The organism is Sphingopyxis sp. LC363, from assembly GCF_000756385.1.
Classification (GTDB): domain Bacteria; phylum Pseudomonadota; class Alphaproteobacteria; order Sphingomonadales; family Sphingomonadaceae; genus Sphingopyxis.
Window position 1 is genome coordinate 215,085 of record NZ_JNFC01000001.1, and the last position, 18,113, is coordinate 233,197.

The 18,113-nt window shown below is 63.1% G+C and carries 19 protein-coding genes; 10 read left to right on the forward strand and 9 right to left on the reverse strand.

The genetic code is table 11. The annotated features are described in order from the left end of the window. Positions 1-224: 224 nt before the first annotated feature. From FG95_RS00935 to copC, 8 genes are all read right to left on the reverse strand, one after another. Positions 225-1,502: a hypothetical protein gene (locus FG95_RS00935; RefSeq protein WP_037553287.1), complete on the reverse strand. Its 1,278-nt coding sequence runs from the start codon at positions 1,500-1,502 to the stop codon at positions 225-227. 185 nt (positions 1,503-1,687) lie between these two features. Next, entirely contained in the window at positions 1,688-2,281 is a 594-nt protein-coding gene (locus FG95_RS00940) for a c-type cytochrome (RefSeq protein WP_223181176.1), read from the reverse strand. A 264-nt stretch (positions 2,282-2,545) separates the two neighbouring features. After that, entirely contained in the window at positions 2,546-3,022 is a 477-nt protein-coding gene (locus FG95_RS00945) for a YybH family protein (RefSeq protein ID WP_037553291.1), read from the reverse strand. 52 nt (positions 3,023-3,074) lie between these two features. Next, positions 3,075-5,396 (reverse strand): heavy metal translocating P-type ATPase, encoded by a 2,322-nt coding sequence (locus FG95_RS00950; RefSeq protein WP_037553293.1) that lies wholly within the window; start codon positions 5,394-5,396, stop codon positions 3,075-3,077. Positions 5,397-5,562: 166 nt separating this feature from the next. After that, positions 5,563-6,240, reverse strand: a complete 678-nt coding sequence (locus FG95_RS00955; protein WP_003046415.1) for a class I SAM-dependent methyltransferase — start codon at positions 6,238-6,240, stop codon at positions 5,563-5,565. Positions 6,241-6,377: 137 nt separating this feature from the next. Next, positions 6,378-7,067, reverse strand: a complete 690-nt coding sequence (locus tag FG95_RS00960; protein WP_003046411.1) for a helix-turn-helix domain-containing protein — start codon at positions 7,065-7,067, stop codon at positions 6,378-6,380. A 32-nt stretch (positions 7,068-7,099) separates the two neighbouring features. After that, entirely contained in the window at positions 7,100-8,068 is a 969-nt protein-coding gene (copD, locus tag FG95_RS00965; protein WP_003046408.1) for a copper homeostasis membrane protein CopD, read from the reverse strand. A gap of 6 nt (positions 8,069-8,074) precedes the next feature. Further along, positions 8,075-8,407 carry a copper homeostasis periplasmic binding protein CopC gene (copC, locus tag FG95_RS00970; protein ID WP_231732871.1) on the reverse strand — a complete coding sequence of 111 codons (333 nt, stop codon included), beginning with the start codon at positions 8,405-8,407 and terminating at the stop codon, positions 8,075-8,077. A gap of 215 nt (positions 8,408-8,622) precedes the next feature. On the opposite strand from copC, the gene FG95_RS00975 reads away from it, so the two are divergent. The 10 genes from FG95_RS00975 to FG95_RS01015 all read left to right on the forward strand — a co-directional run bounded on the left by FG95_RS00975 (position 8,623) and on the right by FG95_RS01015 (position 17,147). Continuing rightward, positions 8,623-8,868, forward strand: coding sequence for a hypothetical protein (locus FG95_RS00975; RefSeq protein ID WP_137870392.1), 246 nt, complete (start codon positions 8,623-8,625; stop codon positions 8,866-8,868). Between the two features lie 2 nt (positions 8,869-8,870). Continuing rightward, positions 8,871-9,308 carry a periplasmic heavy metal sensor gene (locus FG95_RS00980; RefSeq protein ID WP_003046401.1) on the forward strand — a complete coding sequence of 146 codons (438 nt, stop codon included), beginning with the start codon at positions 8,871-8,873 and terminating at the stop codon, positions 9,306-9,308. Continuing rightward, the gene (locus FG95_RS00985) at positions 9,305-9,889 is read left to right on the forward strand and encodes an RNA polymerase sigma factor (RefSeq protein WP_003046398.1); all 585 of its coding nucleotides are present in this window, start codon (positions 9,305-9,307) and stop codon (positions 9,887-9,889) included. Before FG95_RS00980 ends, FG95_RS00985 begins: the two co-directional genes overlap by 4 nt. A 119-nt stretch (positions 9,890-10,008) precedes the next feature. After that, complete coding sequence (locus tag FG95_RS00990; RefSeq protein ID WP_374046507.1) at positions 10,009-11,844, forward strand: copper resistance system multicopper oxidase; 1,836 nt, start codon at positions 10,009-10,011, stop codon at positions 11,842-11,844. Then, entirely contained in the window at positions 11,841-13,052 is a 1,212-nt protein-coding gene (locus FG95_RS00995) for a copper resistance protein B (RefSeq protein ID WP_003046391.1), read from the forward strand. The genes FG95_RS00990 and FG95_RS00995 overlap by 4 nt, the downstream gene beginning before the upstream one ends. Positions 13,053-13,144: 92 nt before the next feature. After that, positions 13,145-13,534: a DUF305 domain-containing protein gene (locus FG95_RS01000; RefSeq protein ID WP_223181178.1), complete on the forward strand. Its 390-nt coding sequence runs from the start codon at positions 13,145-13,147 to the stop codon at positions 13,532-13,534. 58 nt (positions 13,535-13,592) lie between these two features. Beyond that, on the forward strand, positions 13,593-14,060 hold the full coding sequence (locus FG95_RS01005; RefSeq protein WP_223181175.1) for a DUF411 domain-containing protein: 468 nt from the start codon (positions 13,593-13,595) through the stop codon (positions 14,058-14,060). A 26-nt stretch (positions 14,061-14,086) separates the two neighbouring features. Then, complete coding sequence (locus FG95_RS01010; RefSeq protein ID WP_003046382.1) at positions 14,087-14,434, forward strand: hypothetical protein; 348 nt, start codon at positions 14,087-14,089, stop codon at positions 14,432-14,434. A gap of 7 nt (positions 14,435-14,441) precedes the next feature. Then, positions 14,442-14,600, forward strand: a complete 159-nt coding sequence (locus tag FG95_RS20405; protein WP_231292907.1) for a hypothetical protein — start codon at positions 14,442-14,444, stop codon at positions 14,598-14,600. 75 nt (positions 14,601-14,675) lie between these two features. Next, positions 14,676-17,147, forward strand: a complete 2,472-nt coding sequence (locus tag FG95_RS01015; RefSeq protein WP_003046379.1) for a TonB-dependent receptor plug domain-containing protein — start codon at positions 14,676-14,678, stop codon at positions 17,145-17,147. Positions 17,148-17,183: 36 nt separating this feature from the next. On the opposite strand, the gene FG95_RS01020 is transcribed toward FG95_RS01015, so the two are convergent. Next, on the reverse strand, positions 17,184-18,089 hold the full coding sequence (locus FG95_RS01020) for a LysR substrate-binding domain-containing protein (protein ID WP_003046376.1): 906 nt from the start codon (positions 18,087-18,089) through the stop codon (positions 17,184-17,186). Between the last annotated feature and the right edge of the window lie 24 nt (positions 18,090-18,113).

Genomic DNA, 18,113 nt, shown 5'->3' on the forward strand with positions numbered 1-18,113 from the left:
CTCTGAACGCAGGACATGATATGTCCCTGTTCTCACCGGCGCCGTTACTTGAACGGCCCTGCTGATGGCACGATGAGCCGGGCAGTAAGATGGCACGAACAGATACGGGCTAGTCCCATCCTGAACGTCGGTAGCGCGCGCGATTTCGATGCCCGGCTTTCCCTGTGACGCCGCGAGGATGCAAAGACCAACTGCTTTCGGAGGCCTACGCGTCGTCGGCTGCCTCACGGCAATGGATGGGAGATCGCCTTGATCGCCTTCAGGCCCGTACCGAAGCGGGCAATGGCGACCCTGTTCTGTTCGAGCTCGGCGTAGGGCAGGTAGGAAATGTCGAGATCACCGATCCGGCTGAAAGCCGGGCGTCGGAGCTGAGCGCGGACATCGGCTTCTCGCGCATCGGGTGCAACCAGGAAAAGTGGCGTCGACAAATGAAGATTCTCGCTGCTCAGCGCGAGATCAAGCATGCGGACAATTCCGGAATAAATGGATGTCGAATGCTCCACTTCGAATGCCGCCGCGACCGTAGCCGTCGATTGCTCGAGCCATAAGATGTCGATCAGTCTTATGGCATCGCTTCCTTGAGCGGTTGCGATGGCATGCGGCAAGCTATCGAGGCATCGAGACCCGAGCGGCACACCCTCATGAAGGCGCCCCCGGTCATTTGCCGCTACCCAGACGTCATATCCAAGTGCAAGCCCGAGGTCCCGAAGCCAGGATTGGACTTCGCTATGCGTCCGGTCGGTCTCTTTCTGATTTGCAAGCCCCTTATCGAACTTGTCGGACTGTGAGCGCGTTTCATTCAGCAAGGCCATCCAATCGCGCGCATTTTCGCTCGAACCGCTGAGCGGTGGGGCTGGAAACCGTCCCGATCCGATATCGAACAGCAGCCCTCCTATCGCCCCCAAATCGTTGGAAAGAAGATCCCGGTAGCGATCGTTGAGATCCAGAATGCCCGCGCGCATCGCGAGAAAATGCTCCCAACTGCCAAGCTTCACATTCGCACCCGTTAGCGCGTTGTAGCCCTTTACGATTGCCGTATTGAACGGAGGCACAAGAGTGGGATGCAGAAAATAGAGAATGTTGGCCACCGCAGGACCCAACCCCTTGATCTTCTGTCTATCGATTGCGAGGATCCCGGCGACGACCTCCTCGGCGGTATCGCAACAGGAGCAATGGTGAAGAAGTCTGCCAAAAGCTCGTTGATTGTCGGCGTTCTCGTAGATGTCCGGGATTCGGAGTTTGGGCTTCCACAAGAAAGCATGATCCGCACCTTTGAAAATCTGTCGTTGCTCGGCGATTGAATGAACAATGATCTCCAATGACGAGCCCCGATATGCCGCTCCGAAGGTGCCGGCCTCAATTTCGGCGACGACCTGCGAGATGCCTCTTCTGATCGACCGAAAATTCTTCAGTCGCTCCTCCCACAGGAACCAGCTTTGATAGGTCGAGCCGGAATCGCCGCGCCAGCGCTCGATCAGTTCGCGAACAAGGTCGCGCTTCATGTTTATAGCCCCCGCTTGATCCATTCCGAATTGCTGTTTTCCACCTGCGGCTTGCCGGCCAAGACAGTTCGCTCGATTCGGCCCTTAGCGAAAGGCGAAACCTTCCGTCCCACCGGCAAGGTGGGCGGGAATGGAAGGTCGAAACGAGCCCGTTCACGCCCGGCGCTGCATAATTGTCGACGACCTCAGTGCCCTGCGTGTTCGCCCGCTCCGCTTGGTTTCTGACTCGCGCCTTCCGCCTCTGTCATGCCCTTCATCATCGCGTCATGGTCCATTGGCGCATTCTGCGTAATAGCCTGATATTGTGCCGGCGACAGGCCAGGGAGTTTTCGGACAAACGCGACCATATCCCAGATGAGACGATCATCATGCGTTTTCCCCCAGGCCGGCATGGCGGTCATCTTGATGCCATGCTTGATGATCCAGAATTGCTCCGCAGCCGAACGTTCCGAACCTTTGAACAAGACGGGCGCTTGCGGATACAGCCCTTGACTCATTTCGGTCTTTTCCATCCCGGGCGCGAGATGGCAGCCGCTGCACATCTCGGTATAGAGACCTGCGCCCGACGCGATCCGCGCCGGAGCCGCCAAATCTGCCGGCACCGCGATCGATCCGGATCGCGCTGCGATGGACTTCTCCCTGAATGTTTCGATGACGCTGTAAGTCAGCCGGTTATGGGGGGCATCGGCCGCTATATTATATAGGCCGAGATAGACGGTGATCGCACCCGCGCCCGCTATCAGGGCCACCGCCAGCAGCGTGAACGTCACGCTCGGCATATGCTTTCGGAAATCGAAAGTTCGAAATCGCTCCATTATCTATCTCCCGCATAACAGGCCTTGAGCTTTGCAGCCGAACGCAATGCGGCGGCTGTTCAACAGATGATACGCACCCCAACAGCTTTGCCCTTGTCACAGACGAGGCAGGCGTTTCCGTACTTGCCGCGACGAGCCATTTCAGGGTGCCCACACCCGCTCGGGCTCATGCGTCCTGCTAGGTGTGGGTTCGGAGAGATCGTGAGGACTAGCCCCTTTTTTGCCCGCTCAGCTGCCACCCGCCGGTCGCACCTTCGGCTTGCGTGAGGAGCTGTGGAGATTGAAGATCTGCCACTTTCCGTTGTCCTGTTTGAGGACACTCGTAGCGACGCCATCCCGTTCGATGGTCTCGCCGCTCGCGAGCACAATCGAGAAGCTGTAGGTCTCGGTTGCGATCGCGATATTTCCTTCGCCGCGAACCGAAATCTTGTAATTGCGGAAGGTGAAGGATTTGAATTCCTTGAGTTCGGGACCCAGGTGATGGTCGCGATAGTGGGCGAAATTCCCTTCAACGCCGCCGGATTCGAATATCTGGGCGTCTGGCGAAAAGAGGGCCTCGACGCCGGTCAGGTCCAGTTTCTCCATCGCCGATTTATACTGCGCGAGCGCTGCCGCCGCGCCCTGAAAATCCGCAGGCTCGGTCGCCTGAGCCGGGACGGCCACCAGCATGGCCAATGCGATTGCTGTAATCGTCAGTCGTCTCATATCATTTCCCCTTGTTGTGCCGACACTTCACGAGTGCCTCCCGTGGTTTCGATCAGATTCTGGCAAAGCGCAGCCGCAAAGAATTGGCAATGACGCTGACGGACGAGAGTGCCATTGCAGCGGCGGCAATGACCGGCGAGAGCAATAGTCCGAAAATCGGATAGAGCACGCCCGCAGCGACGGGAATCCCGGCGACATTATAGGCGAAAGCGAAGAAGAGATTCTGACGGATGTTCGCCATCGTCGCATGGCTGAGATGCCGCGCCCGCACGATGCCCAGAAGGTCGCCGCGCAGTAGCGTCACACCCGCGCTTTCGATGGCGACATCGGTTCCCGAGCCCATCGCGATGCCGACGTCGGCGGCGGCGAGCGCGGGGGCGTCGTTGACCCCGTCGCCGGCCATGGCGACGATCCGGCCCTCTTCGCGCAGCCGCTGCACGACCGCGCTCTTCTGGTCGGGGAGGACATCGGCCTCGACGTCGTCGATGCCGAGGCGCCGCGCGATCGCCTCGGCGGTGACGCGATTGTCGCCGGTGAGCATGATGACCTTGATTCCGGCTTCGCGCAGCGCAGCGAGCGCGTCGCCCGTCGTTTCCTTGACGGGGTCGGCGATGGCGATGACCCCGGCCGCCTTGCCATTGACCGCGATGTAAATCGCCGTCGCGCCGTCTGTGCGAAGGCGGTCGGCTGCCTCGGTGAGCGCGCCCAGATCGACGTCATATTCTTCAAGAAAGCTCGCATTGCCGAGGACTATCGCCTTGTCGTCGACGACCCCGACGATACCCTTGCCGACCGGCTGGTCGACCCCCGATGGCTCGACCAGCGCGAGGCCCCGGTCCTCGGCGGCCTTGACGATCGCGGCCGCCAATGGATGTTCGCTGCTGCGCTCGAGGCTCGCGGCAATCCGGAGCAGATCCTGCTCCTCGAAGCCGCCGGCGACTTCGATGGCGACGACCGAGGGTCTGCCTTCGGTCAGCGTCCCGGTCTTATCGACGACGAGCGTGTCGACCTTCTCCATCCGCTCAAGCGCCTCGGCATTTTTGATCAGCACGCCGGCTTCGGCGCCGCGCCCCACGCCGACCATGATTGACATTGGCGTCGCGAGGCCGAGCGCGCAGGGACAGGCGATGATGAGCACCGAGACGGCGGCGATAAGGCCATAGGCCATGGCGGGCGCGGGCCCCAGAAGCGACCAAACAACGAAAGCGACAATGGCGACGACGATGACGCCGGGCACGAACCAGCCCGAAACGGTATCGGCGAGACGCTGGATCGGCGCCCGGCTGCGCTGCGCGTCGGCGACCATTTGTACGATCCGCGCGAGCATCGTGTCGCGCCCGACCTTCTCGCTGCGCATGAGCAGGCCGCCCGTCTGGTTGATCGTTCCGCCGATCAGCGCCGCGCCGGCCGCCTTGGTCACCGGCATCGATTCGCCCGTGACCATCGATTCGTCGACCGTGCCGCGGCCTTCTACGACGATGCCATCGACGGGGACTTTTTCGCCCGGACGGATGCGCAGCATGTCGCCGACCGCGACTTCCTCGAGCGCTACCTCCTCGTCGCTTCCATCGCTGCGGACGCGCCGGGCGAGCTTCGGTGTCAGGTCAAGGAGCGCGCGGATCGCGCCGCTCGTCGTCTCGCGGGCCCTGAGTTCGAGCACCTGCCCGAGTAGCACCAGCACCGTGATGACCGCGGCGGCCTCGAAATAGACCGCGACCGAGCCATCGGCGGCGCGGAAGGCTGCCGGGAAGATTTGCGGGAGAATCGCCGCGATCATGCTGTAGCCCCAGGCAACGCCCGTCCCCATCGCAATGAGGGTGAACATGTTGAGGCTCTTGTTGCGGATCGAGAGCCAGGCGCGCTCGAAGAAGGGCCAGCCCGCCCATAGAACGACGGGGGTCGCGAGCAGCATCTGGACCCAGTTGTTCGTCTGGCGGCCGACATATTGGTGGAGGCCTGTCAGATGGCCGCCCATTTCGAGCGCAACCACCGGGAGTGCGAGAAGGAGCCCGATCCAGAAGCGCCGCCGCATATCGCGATATTCTTCGCTGGGGCCGCCCGATGCTGTCGGCATGACGGGCTCGAGTGCCATGCCGCAGATCGGGCAGCTTCCGGGGCCGGCGCGCTGGATCTCGGGATGCATCGGGCAGGTCCAGATGGCGCCTTCGGGTGCATCGGCTGCGGCCGGCTCGCGTTTTGCGGCATAAAGATCGGGATCGGCCTCGAATTTGGCGAGGCAGCCTGCGCTGCAGAAATAGTGATGCTTGCCGCTATGCGTCGCGATATGAGGTGTGGTGGCCGGATCGACCATCATGCCGCAGACCGGATCAGTCGTGCTCCCGCTGCCTTTTTCTGCGCCCTGATGATCGTGCATCGCCGCCGCTCCCGTATGTGTCGGATGCCCGCCTCGCGGCGGGGCGGTCCAAACGCCACCGGTCGAGTTCGCCGTTGGCGTCGTTCCTGGCGGTTCCAGAATGGAGCCGCTTCTATCGATACGCAAGAAGAGCGGTTATCCCTTGGATTTTCTTTGCCCCGTGCCGTCAGGTCCCGGGCTTTCGGGCCTCGATGATCCCGATCGCACCGGTTGGCGTGCGGAACGTCTCAAGCTCGCGAACATCGCAAAAGCCTGCCTCTCTCATCAGCACCGGGAGCAATCCATCGGCGTTGGGCTGGGTGTCCTGGACGCCGTCGAGCTGCTGGATCGTGAGGCGGAACAACAACCGCATGAGGCGGCTGCGCTGTTCCCCATAGTCGGCAACATAGAGTTTGCCGCCCGGCGCGAGCACCTGCCGGGCCTCGCGTAGCAGACGTGCCTTTTCCTCAAGCCCGACCTGATGAAGGACGAGGCAGATCGCAATCTTGGCAGGCGGGGGCCAGTCATCGATCGCCGAAGCCGCGAAAAAGCCAACTCGAAACTCCGGCGGTGGAACAATCTGCGCGGTCTTCGTTCGGGCAATTCGCGTCGCTGCCTCGTCGGGGTCGAAACCAAGATAGCGGACGTCCCGGCTATGGCGAGCGATCGCCAGCGCAAGATTTCCCGTACCCGAGCCGATATCGAGAATGACGTCACCCTCGCCGAGCGCCATATGGCGAACGAGACGGTCGCGCCACACGCGCTCGCGCGTTGTCACCGCGACGCCGAAATCATAAAAGGGCGTCAGGAAGTGATATCCTGCCGCTGGCGTGTAGGATCTTGCTACGGGTTTCGGGTCGGGCATGGCCGTCTCCTTTCGACGCTTTGGCTTGCCGCCGGATTGCGGCCGCAATCGCCGGTCTCGACGAGACGCTTAAGGGCAAACAGGCGCGGCAGTCTTGAATGTTTCGCCGGGGCGACGCGGTGCGAGGCGCATCCGGCTCAGGGCACGATTTCGAACGCGAAGGCACTAAGGCCGGCCGAAGGCGTCACGCCTAGCCATTGAGCGCAGCGGCGCGTGAAGTGCGACTGATCGGCGAAGCCTCCCGCCGCCGCGGCGTCGGCAAGACCTCCGCCGCCGACCAGCGTCCGCACGGCGCGTTGAAGCTGGAGCCATTGCAGCAATTTGGCCGGAGGCACGCCGAAGTCGCGGCTGACGATTTCGCGGAGGCGCGAGGGCGAAAGGCAGGCGACGTCGGCCAAGGCGCGCGCGGTCGACAAATCGTCAGGGGCCGCGAGCACTTCGGACAGGCGGGCATCCACCGGACGCGCCTGCGAGCGGTCGAGATAGTCGGACGCCCAGCGCTTCGCGTCCGCGCCGCTTGCGATGTCACCTAGTCCGGCTGTCTCTATCGGCGTCAACAGGACAGGCGCCGATCCGGCGGACAGCCGGGTGCCGGCACGAAAAAGCGGGTCGAGATAAAATGACCGCACGAGGGCGCCCGGCGGCCCGAGGCGGTGCCGGACATGCGACGCTATCGCAATGGCGTGTCCGGCGGGAACTATCAGGTCGGCATCACCGGAAATTTCGAGGTCGCGTTCGATGGCGAGGCTGATCTGGTGCGCCACATGGTTATGGGGACGGCTGCTCCCGATGCGCGCGTCAATGAGCGCCCAGCCGGTCCCGAGCATGATCGAACCCGACCAAGAGGCGGTGCTTGGGGTCAAACCGGATCGGCGGTGACGAAGGGTTCGAGCGTACCGAACCAGGCAACCAGCGCGAGTATGGCGAGCGCGGCCGACGCTTCGATGATGAGGCTTCTGCGCATGGCTGCAATCGCGAGGTCGGGGTCGGCGTCGACATTGTCGGTATCGGTCCCCGGGACGGCGGCCGCGAGCGCCGGGGTCAGCCGCCAGCGGTTCGCCGCCGCGAGCGCCAGCATCAGTCCGAACAGCGCAAGCTTGGCGAGAAGCAATTGTCCATAGGGCGAGCCGAGGGAACGGCCGAGATTCTCGGCGCCGACGATCATCTGGCTGTTGACGAGGCCGGTGGCGGCGATGACGAGGACGCAGATCGTACCGACGCGCGAGAATTGATCGAGGCTCCGCGCCGCAATTTGGAGTCCGCCCGGCCATTCGCGGACACGACGTGGTGAGATCAGGATCAGGAAGGCGCCGATCGCGCCGATCCAGACCGCCGCTGCAATCAGGTGCAAGATGTCGCTGATCCGGTGCACGGTGCCTGCGGCGCCTTCGGTCGCGCCGGCGTGGCCGGACCAGACCAGACTCGCGACGGCCACCGAGCCCGCGGCCGCGAGTACGGCGGCCGAAGTTGTCGGCCAGCGGACCATCCAGATCGCGACTCCCAGCGCGAGCAGCAGCGCTGCGCTCCGGTAGACCCAGGCTGTGCCGACCTCGGTCTCGCGAACAAGGTCCCAAAAAGGCTGGAGTTCCAGGGAGAGGAGCCCCACACCCTGCATCGAAGCCGCGAGCACGCCCATCCCCAAGATGGAGAGAAGCAGTCCGGCGGCGCAGAGCCATCGCTCTGCGCGCCAGATCGAGGCCATCATCGACTGCGGCGCAAGGCGTTCGCTCCGTGTCAGCGCAAAAAGCGGGAACGCAGCAAGGCCGGCGATGAGCATCAGGTCCGCATAAAGTGCGAACCTGATGCCGATCAGAACGGGGTCCCCCACCGTCTTTTACTTTACGGTGAAGCTGAATTCGCTGCCCATGCGGTGGGTATCAGCGCCCGCCGCCGACCATGTGACCTTGTAGGTTCCGGCTGTCAGCGGCCGCTTGAGCATCAGCATCGCCGACTTGCCCTCTTTGCCCATCATCGACGAGTAAGGCACCTTCATCGGGGCATGATTGGCCATGCCGGGCATGCCGGTCATGACCAGCTCGGTCTTGAGGGTCGAGGCGACGATCTTTTCGTTGAACTGAAGATTGACCGACGTGACCTTCGAAACGGTCGAATTGGCGGCGGGCGTCGAGCTGACGAGCTTGGTGTGCGCGCTTGCCGTGGCCGGCATGAGAAGCAGAGCGAAAGCCGCCGCTGCAGAGGGGAGAAGAGACTTGAACATGAACACCTCCAAATGCGTGTCTGTCCTGCTAATACGCAGGATATCGGCATGGCCCTCAAATATTCCGGAATAATATTCTGGTGTGAGGGGTGAGGCGCTTCGGCGCGTATGTACAATGATGGAAAGGTTTGAAGAGACGATCGATGGATAAGGAGCTTCGCATTTTGAACAGGATCGATCTGCCCGCAGCGCTCGATGCGCTCGATGATCGCATCATGGGCGCATTGGCGATCCGCCGGCGCGAAGCGGTAGCGATGCGCCGCCTGATGGCGCTCGCGGCCTTTGTCTCGCTCGGCGGCGGTGTCTTTGCGGGGAGTGCGATTTCCCAGCCGGCGGTCGCGGCAAGCCCCCTGACCCCATTCGGCCCGCCTAGCGCATTGGTGCCTTCCACCTTGCTGGATGTACAGTAGCGATGCCGTCGCGCCGTCTTCTTCTCTTGGGGCTCATTGCCTTCGCCGCGGCGATTGCCGGCGTGTTCATCGGCCGTCTGGTAGCCGATGCGCCCAAAGCCAGCGAAACCGAACTTCATGCGCTTCTCCACGGCCAACTCGACCTGACCCCGGAGCAGGAAAAGAAACTCGAGCGGATCGAAGCCGACTTCGCCGGTCGCCGCCAGGCGCTCGAACTCGAGATGCGCGCCGCCAATGTCCGGCTCGCGCAGGCGATCGAAGCCGAGCATGGCTATGGACCGCGCGTCACCGAGGCGATCGACGAGACGCATGAGGTGATGGGGACATTGCAGAAGGAAACGCTCCAGCATCTCTTCGCGATGCGCGGGGTTCTCAACCCCGATCAAGCGGAAATGTTCGACAAAAGCGTGGTCAAGGCGCTGACCGCCGATGCGCGGTGAGCGCCGACCTATCGCAATGTAGCGACCAGGATCTGGCGGCCTTTGCGCGCGCGCACCGCGAAGACGCCTATCGCGAGTTGCTGCGCCGTTACAAAACGGGCGTCTACCGGCTCATCGTAAAGCAGATCGGCGATGCCGACGAGGCGATGGATTTGACGCAGGAGACGTTCGTCTCCGGCTTTTCGGCGCTCGATCGCTATGATGGCGAACGCCCCTTCCGCACATGGATCGCCCGTATCGCGCTCAACAAATGTCGCGACTGGGCACGACGGCGAAAGGTGCGCGCCTTTTTCTCCCGCGCGCTCCCGCTCGAAAATGCGCATCACGTAGCAAGCGATGGTCCTGGGCCCGATTCCGCGGCGACCGACAGGCGAGAGCTCGCCAGGGTTCGCGGGGCGATCGATCAGCTGCCGCAGAATTTGCGCGAAGTGTTGCTCCTCCGCGGTGTCGACGAGGTCAGCCAGGCCGAAACAGCGGTCATTTTGCGGGTCAGCGAGAAAACAGTCGAAACGCGCCTCTATCGAGCGCGGACCAGGCTCCGGGAATTGCTCGCGGGAACATCTGCGAGCGCCGAGGGTTGAGGGTTCGACCGCTCGTTCAGGCGGCATCTCCTCATCGTCCGGCATTTTTATTGAGGGGCAGGCGTGCCGCCTGCGTATAGCTTTAGGAACAGTCAGTAACGGTCGGAAAGAATATGCAGATGGAAAGGCGTCGGTTCGTCAGTGGAGCTTTGGGTGGAGGGGCTGCTGCGGCGATGGCCGCATGGTTCCCGGCCTGGGCCCAGCCGGTGTCGTCCGGCATCACCGCGCCGCTTCCGACCGTATCCGGCAATGACATAACGCTGCGCATCGCGCGCCAGACGATGCGCATCGACGGCAAGGTCAGTCGCGCGATCGGGATCAACGGCACCGTGCCCGCGCCGCTCGTCCGGCTGAAGGAGGGACAAAACGCGCGCCTCACCGTCGTCAACGATCTCGACGAGGACAGCTCGATTCACTGGCACGGCCTGATCCTGCCGTTCCAGATGGACGGCGTGCCCGGCGTCAGCTTCCCCGGGATCAAGCCGCGCTCGAAGTTTGTCTATGAATTCCCGGTCGTTCAATCGGGGACCTATTGGTATCACAGCCATTCGGGGCTTCAGGAACAGCTCGGCCATTATGGCCCGATCGTCATCGATCCCGCGGGCGCCGACCCGATCGGCTACGACCGCGAGCATGTCGTCGTCCTGTCCGACCACAGTCAATTGTCGCCCGAGGCGATCTTCCGCAAGCTCAAGGTCAATCCCGGCCATTTCAACATGCAGCGCCAGACGCTGGCGGGCCTGCTTGCCGGCAAGGATCAACCGCTCAAGGAGCGGATCGATTGGGGCAAGATGCGGATGGACCCGACCGACGTCGCCGACGTCAATGGTTCGACCTACACCTTCCTCGTCAACGGCCATGGTCCGCGCGACAACTGGACCGCGCTCTTCAGCCCCGGCGAGCGGGTACGCCTGCGCATCGTCAATGCGTCGGCGATGACGATCTTCAACGTCCGTATCCCGGGCCTCAGGATGACCGTCGTCCAGGCTGATGGGCTCAATGTCGTGCCGACCGAAATCGACGAGTTCCAGATCGCGGTCGCCGAAACCTATGACGTCATCGTGACCCCGGTCGAGGACCGTGCTTATACGCTCGTTGCCGAGGCCAATGACCGCTCGGGCATGGGACGCGCGACGCTCGCACCGCGCGCTGGCATGGTCGCCGAGGTGCCGCCGCTCCGCGAACGGCCGCTCGCGACCATGAAGGACATGGGCATGGGCGACATGTCGGGCGGCGCGATGGCGGGTATGGACCATTCGGGCGGCGATATGGGCGCCATGCCCATGCCGGCGAGCGACCCTTCTTGTCCTCCCGAACATGCCAAGATGGGCCATTGTACGCCAGCGGGGGAAAGCGGCGCGATGGCGGGCATGGATCATGGATCTGGCGGAGGCATGCAGCACAGCATGCGCGACTTCAGTGTCGCGCCGCAGGTCAAGCGCGATCCCAGCGTTCAGACGATCTCGCCGATGCCGATGGATCGCATGGGCGAGCCGGGGCAGGGACTGGAGAATGTCGGGCACAAGGTGCTGACCTACCATGACCTTGTCGCGCTCGAGCGCAACCCCGATACCCGCGCCGCCTCGCGCTCGCTCGACATCCATCTGACCGGCAATATGGAACGCTTCATGTGGTCGTTCGACGGCATCAAGATGTCCGACTATCACGAGCCCATCCCCTTCATCGAGGGAGAGCGCGTGCGGATCAACCTCATCAACGATTCGATGATGAGCCACCCCATCCACCTCCACGGCCATTTTTTCGAACTGGTGACGGGCAAGGGCGACCGGTCGCCGCGCAAGCATACGGTGCTTGTCCAGCCGGGCGGCATCGCGAGCTTCGATTTCACCGCCGACGCGCTCGGCGACTGGGCGTTCCATTGCCACCTTCTCTATCACATGCACGCGGGGATGATGCGCGTCGTCAGCGTCCGTCCGAAGGGAGACGGCGAATGACCCGGGTCGCGCTTCTCCTCGCGGGTATCGCCCCGCTGGCCTTTGCTGTGCCCGCCGCGGCGCAGTCGATGGATCATTCGATGCATGGTGCGGCGCCCGCGCCGACACCCGCTCCCTCGCCAACGCCAGCACCCGTAGCGCAGTCCGCGCCCGAAGCGCCCGCCGAAGGGTCGATGGAGCAGATGGACCATGGGAACATGCAGGGCATGGACATGGAACCCGAGGCTTCAAGCTGCCCGCCCGAACATGCGGCGATGGGTCATTGTACGCCTGAGGCGGAAGCTCCAGGCAAGGGCGCTTCGGACATGGGTGCGATGGATCATGGCGCACCGCAGCCGTCCGATCCCGATTGCCCGCCCGAACATGCCAAAATGGGCCATTGCACCCCGAAGGGCGGATCTGCGGACGCGATGGCGGGAATGGAAGGCATGGCGACCACGAGCAGCGCTAGCGGCACCGATTTGCCGCCGGGCGATGCTACCGCGCCTGCGCCTCCCGGCGACTGGTATGCCGATCGCATTTATCCCCAAGCCGAAATGGAGCATTCGCGCCACGACATGATGAAAGAGAATGGTGCGCAGACCATCGCTTTCATCAGCTTCAACCTTGCCGAATATCAGGCGCGCAAGGGCCGCGACGGGTTCCGCTGGGACGGTGAGGCTTGGTACGGCGGCGACATTAACCGGCTGACGATCAAGAGCGAAGGCGAGGGCGTGTTCGGCGAAGGCATCGAGAGCGCCGAGGTACAGGCGCTCTACAGCCGGGCGATCGGACCCTATTTCAACGCGCAGGCGGGTATCAGGCAGGATCTTGGGCCCGGCCCCGACCGCACCTATGCGACGATCGGCTTCGAGGGGCTCGCCCCCTATTGGTTCGAAGTCGAGGGCGCGCTGTTTCTTTCGAACAAGGGTGATCTGCTCGCCCGGCTCGAAGGCTATTACGACCAGCGCATCACCCAGAAACTGATCCTCCAGCCGATGGCGGAGGTCAATTTTGCGCTCCAGGATGTCCCCGAGACCGGCGTTGGTTCGGGGCTTTCGGATTTCGAGCTCGGGCTTCGCCTGCGTTACGAGGTCGTGAAGGAATTCGCGCCTTATGTCGGCGTCGAATGGGCGCGCAAGGTCGGCGATACCGCGCGTTTTGCCCGCGCCGCGGGCGAGGATGCGAGCGGCGTCAGCTTCGTGATGGGGGTGCGGGCCTGGTTCTAGAAGTTTCGCGGGGTGGCGACACGTCGAGGAGAAATGCCGTGAAACCAGCCTATCGCAGCCTCGCGCTGCAGACGATCGTCAGCGGCGTCATCATGTATCTGGTGATGTTCGTCATGATCGACCGCCTCTCGAGCTTCTACAATAATCTCAACATGCTCTACATGACGCTGATGATGGTCTCGCCGATGGTCGTGCTGATGATCGTCGCAATGCCGGGCATGTTCCCGTCGAAACGTCTCAATACGTTCCTGCTGCTGGGATCGGCAGTTGCCTTCTTCGGGAGCTTCGGGCTCATCCGGACACAGACGACGATCGGCGACACGGCCTTCTTGCGTTCGATGATCCCGCATCACTCGGGCGCGATCCTCATGTGTGAACAGGCTTCTCTCAAAGATGCCGAGATACGCGAACTCTGCCGCGGCATCATCGCGGGGCAGGCGGCCGAAATCGAACAGATGAAATCCATTCTCGCGAGGAAATGACATGAAAAATCTGATGACGCGCCGTCATCTTTTCGGCCTGATTGCGGTCGGATCGGGGATGGCGCTTGCGGCATGCAATTCTGCCTCGGGCCCGGCGGCGACCAGCGATAAGAATGGCGCGGCGCCCGCGCCGGGCGCCGAGACGTCCAGCCCCAAGCGAATGCTCGTTTATCGCGATCCCGAATGCGGCTGCTGCGAAGCTTGGGCGGATATCGCACGCAAGGCCGGTTATGATGTGACTGTCGAGAACCGCGCTGACATGGCCGCCGTAAAGACGCGATATGGTGTGCCTGGCCAGCTGGCGTCGTGCCACACGGCCGTGATCGGCGGCTATGCGATCGAGGGTCATGTGCCGATGCGGCATGTTGCGAGACTCCTCCACGACAAGCCACGCGACATTCGCGGAATCGCCGTGCCCGGCATGCCGCGCGGTTCTCCGGGAATGGAAATGCCGGACGGAAGCGCGGACGCATTCGAAGTGATGGCATTCGGCAGCGACGGCAAGGTTTCTGAATTCCGCGCATGACCTGCCGACACGAAGAGGAGACAGATATGACGAGATTCATTCCCCTAGCGAGCGCCGCCGCGCTGATATTTGCTCTGGCAGGATGCGGCACTGAGCCCGCGCAGCAGAGCGACGTCACACCGGAACAGAGTGAGGTCACTGCCGGTGAGCCGCCCGCAATGGTCGAGACCATGCCCGTAGCGGACGAGCCGCCCGCCGCGTCTGCCCCGGCGGCGCCGACCGAAGAAGCGATGCCTCCGGAGAAATCCCGCCCCAAGCAAGAACCCGCCGCGAAGGCCGCTGTGCCGCCGCGGGCAAAGGCCGCGCCGGAAGCGCCGAAACCTGTCGAACCCGAACCCGATCCTCATGCCGGGCACGATATGGACAAAAAATAAGGAGCATGTGCCGACGCGGCATGTCGCCCGGGCGGTCGAGGACAAGCTGCGCGAAGTGTCCGGCATCGCCGCGCCCGGCATGCCGCGCGGTCGGGCGCTGCTCGATGCCGCAGCGAGAGATATAACCATATGGAATAACCATCTCGTTTATAGCGATGAGTGGTGATTATTTCTGGTCATGCCAAGGCCGCGAAGATAGCTCGGTGGCGAAGCCGAGAGCTTTCGCAAATGGGAGGGGACCATGAGAAAATTGCTTCGCACGAGTGGCTCGATTATCGCCGTCCTGGCAGGCATGTCGGCCGCCGCCGCCTTCGCGCAGGATAACGCCAAAGAGGCGCCGGGGCCAGGCGCGTCGCAGGGCGAAATCGTCGTGACGGGTACGCGGCGGAACGATCTCAAGGCGGCCGATTCCGCTCAGCCGATCGACATCATCACCGGTGCCGAACTGCTCGAAAAGGGCACGGCCGACATGAATGATCTCCTGCGCACCGAGGTCCCGTCGCTCAATGTCCAGCGCCTCGTCAGCAACGACGGCGCCGTTTTTACCCGGCCTTTCTCGCTGCGCGGCCTGCCGCCGGACCAGACGCTGGTGCTCGTGAATGGCAAGCGGCGCCATCGCGGCGCGACGGTCCAGTTCACCAATGTTCCCTATATCCGGGGATCGCAGGGACCCGATCTTTCGGCGATCCCGTCGATCGCGATCGGCCAGCTCGAGGTTCTGCGTGACGGCGCGTCGGCGCTCTATGGATCGGATGCGATCGCCGGCGTCCTCAATTTCGGTCTGCGCCGCGACCGCGAAGGCGGATTGCTGATCGCCCGCTATGGCCAATTCTATAAGGGCGACGGCGAGGATTTCCTCGTCCAGGGCAATGTCGGGCTTCCCTTCACCGACGCCGGTTTCGTCAACATCAGCGGCGAATATGTGAACGCCAGCACGACGTCGCGCGGCATTCAGCGTCCCGACGCGCAGGCGCTCATCGATGCCGGCGTTCAGGATGTCCCGGTCCCGGCGCAGCGCTGGGGAAATCCCGAATCCGAGGCGGCGCGCATCTTCGTCAATGCCGGCATCGAACTGTCGGACGAGATGGAATTCTACACCTTCGGCAACTATAGCTGGAGCCGCGGCACGACGGCCTTCTTTTACCGCAACCCCGATGCCAGCTTCATTTCCACCTCGATTCCGCTCACCAATACGCCCGGAGGACAGCGGTTCAGCTTCCGCCAGCTCTTTCCCGGCGGTTTCACCCCGGATTTCGGTGCCACGGTGACCGATGCGGCGCTGGCGGCCGGCCTCAAGGGCGAATTCTCCTCGGGCCTGACCTATGACCTCAGCGCTTCCTATGGTCAGAACCATGCTTCCTACCGGATCGAAAATACGGTCAATCCGTCGCTTGGCCTCGCGTCGCCGACCTCCTTCAAGCCGGGGCAGCTCGAGCAGCGCGAACTCGCTTTCAATCTCGATCTCACTTACCCCATCGCGATCGGCACCTCCGATCCGCTGACGCTTGCAGGCGGTCTCGAGTATCGGCGCGAGACATATGAGATCACGGCCGGCGACATCGCATCATGGCAGGTTGGTCCTTTCGCGTCGGTCATCGATCCCGATACCGGAAACCGCGTCGGACTGCCGGTCGGCTCGAACGGCTTCCCGGGCTTCAGTCCCATCCAGGCGGGCGAGTTCGCGCGCAGCAACTGGGCCGCCTATACGTCGCTCGAAGGCAATCTCACCGACGCGCTCCAGTTCGGCCTTGCCGGCCGCTACGAGAATTACTCGGACTTCGGCTCGAAATTCACCTGGAAGATCAACGGGCGATATGATTTCTCGGACGTCTTCGCGGTGCGCGGATCGGTCAACACCGGCTTTCGGGCGCCGACGCCGGGCCAGTCGAACGCCTCGCAGGTCCAGACCAACATCGACTCGATAACCGGGGCGCCGCTGACCGCAGGCATTATCGCGCCCAACAATCCGGTGGCGCAATTCTTCGGCGCGACGCCGCTTCGGCCCGAGAATTCGTTCAACGTCGCCGGCGGCATCGTGGTGAAGCCCTCCAATCGCATCACCTTCACGCTCGACTATTTCAACATCAAGGTCGAAGACCGGATCGCCGTATCGGGCAATTTCAATCTCACCCCGGCGCAGCGTGCGCAGCTCGCGGCGCTTGGCATTCCCGGTGGGGATTCCTTCCAGCAGGTGAGCTTCTTCACCAATTCCTTCGACAGCCGCACCCAGGGCGTCGATGCGGTGCTCACCGTGGGCTTCGACCTCGGCGACGGCAAGGCCACGCTCGGCCTCAACGGCAACTATACCAAAACCGATGTCATCAAGGCCTCGCCGGTGATCACTGCGGACCGCGAGCGGCTGCTCGAACTCGAGGGCTTCGTTCCGAAGTGGAAGGGCAATGCGTCCTTCACTTATGCGGGCGAGCGCTTCGGCTTCGTCGCGCGCGCGAACTATTATGGCAAATGGACCGACTATGGCGCCGCACCGGCTGCCGACCAGACGGGCGGCGCCGAACTGCTGGTCGATCTCGAGCTGTCCTACAAGGTTAGCGACATGCTCAAGCTCGCGGTCGGCGGCGAGAATATCTTCGACAATTACCCCGACGTCGAGGCGCGGCAATCCCAGATCAACAACGGGATCCGATATCTCCGCTTCGCGCCGACGGGGTTCAACGGGGGCTTCTGGTACGTCCGCGCGACCGCCTCCTTCTGATCGGTGGCCGTGAGGGCCGTGCGGCGTCTTGTGTCTTCAGCTGGCGTCGGAGCCGAACATCGCGTCGCGGTGGGATTCGAGCACCGCGATAAAGGCCGCAGCGACTTGGGACATCGGCCTCAACTTCGGCGTGAAGAGCATATATTCGAAATGGACCTCCGGCGCGAAATCACGGACCGTAAGGCCCCGCTCGGCATAATCCGCTGCGGTCACGGGGTTGAGAATCGAACATCCGACCCCCTGCATGACAAGCGCGCAGATGGTCATCGCATATTGGGTTTCGATGACCATCTCGCGGTGGACGCCCGCGTCCTCGAAAATGCGGTCGATGCGGTGACGCACGCCGTCCTCGAGCGCGAGCGAAATGAAGGGCTCGCCCTCGAGATCGGCCGGCCGGATGACGTCCTTGACGGCCAAGCGGTGGCCGGCAGGGAGAACGCAGGCGCCGGGGCAGCGCAGGAAGCGCTCCATCCTTATGCCGGGCAATTCGCGCGCCGGCGTCGCGAGCCCGATGTCGAACTGCTGGTTCGCCATCCATTGCCGCACCGTCGAGGAACTGCGGGTCTGGAGCTGAACGGTGACGCCGGGATGTGTCTCGCGAAAGGCCGCGATCACACGCGGCAGGAAACTGACCGCGAGCGCCGGAAGGGCGGCGATCCGGAGCGTGCCGGTCGCCATGTTGCGGATGTCTTCCGCTACCCGCTTCAGGGCCGCAATGCCCGAGAAGCTCCGCTCGACTTCGTAGAAAAAGGCGTCGGCTTCGGGCGTCACGGTGAGCGCGCTGCCGCGCGAACGCAGGAAGAGCTGAAAGCCCAGCTGATGCTCGAGCTCGGCAAGCATCTTGCTCACCGCGGGTTGCGACAGGTTGAGCGACTGCGCGGCCTGGGTGACCGATCCCGAGAGCATCACGGCCCTGAAGGCTTCGAGGTGACGCAGGTTCATCGGACATCGCTCCCTATAGCTATT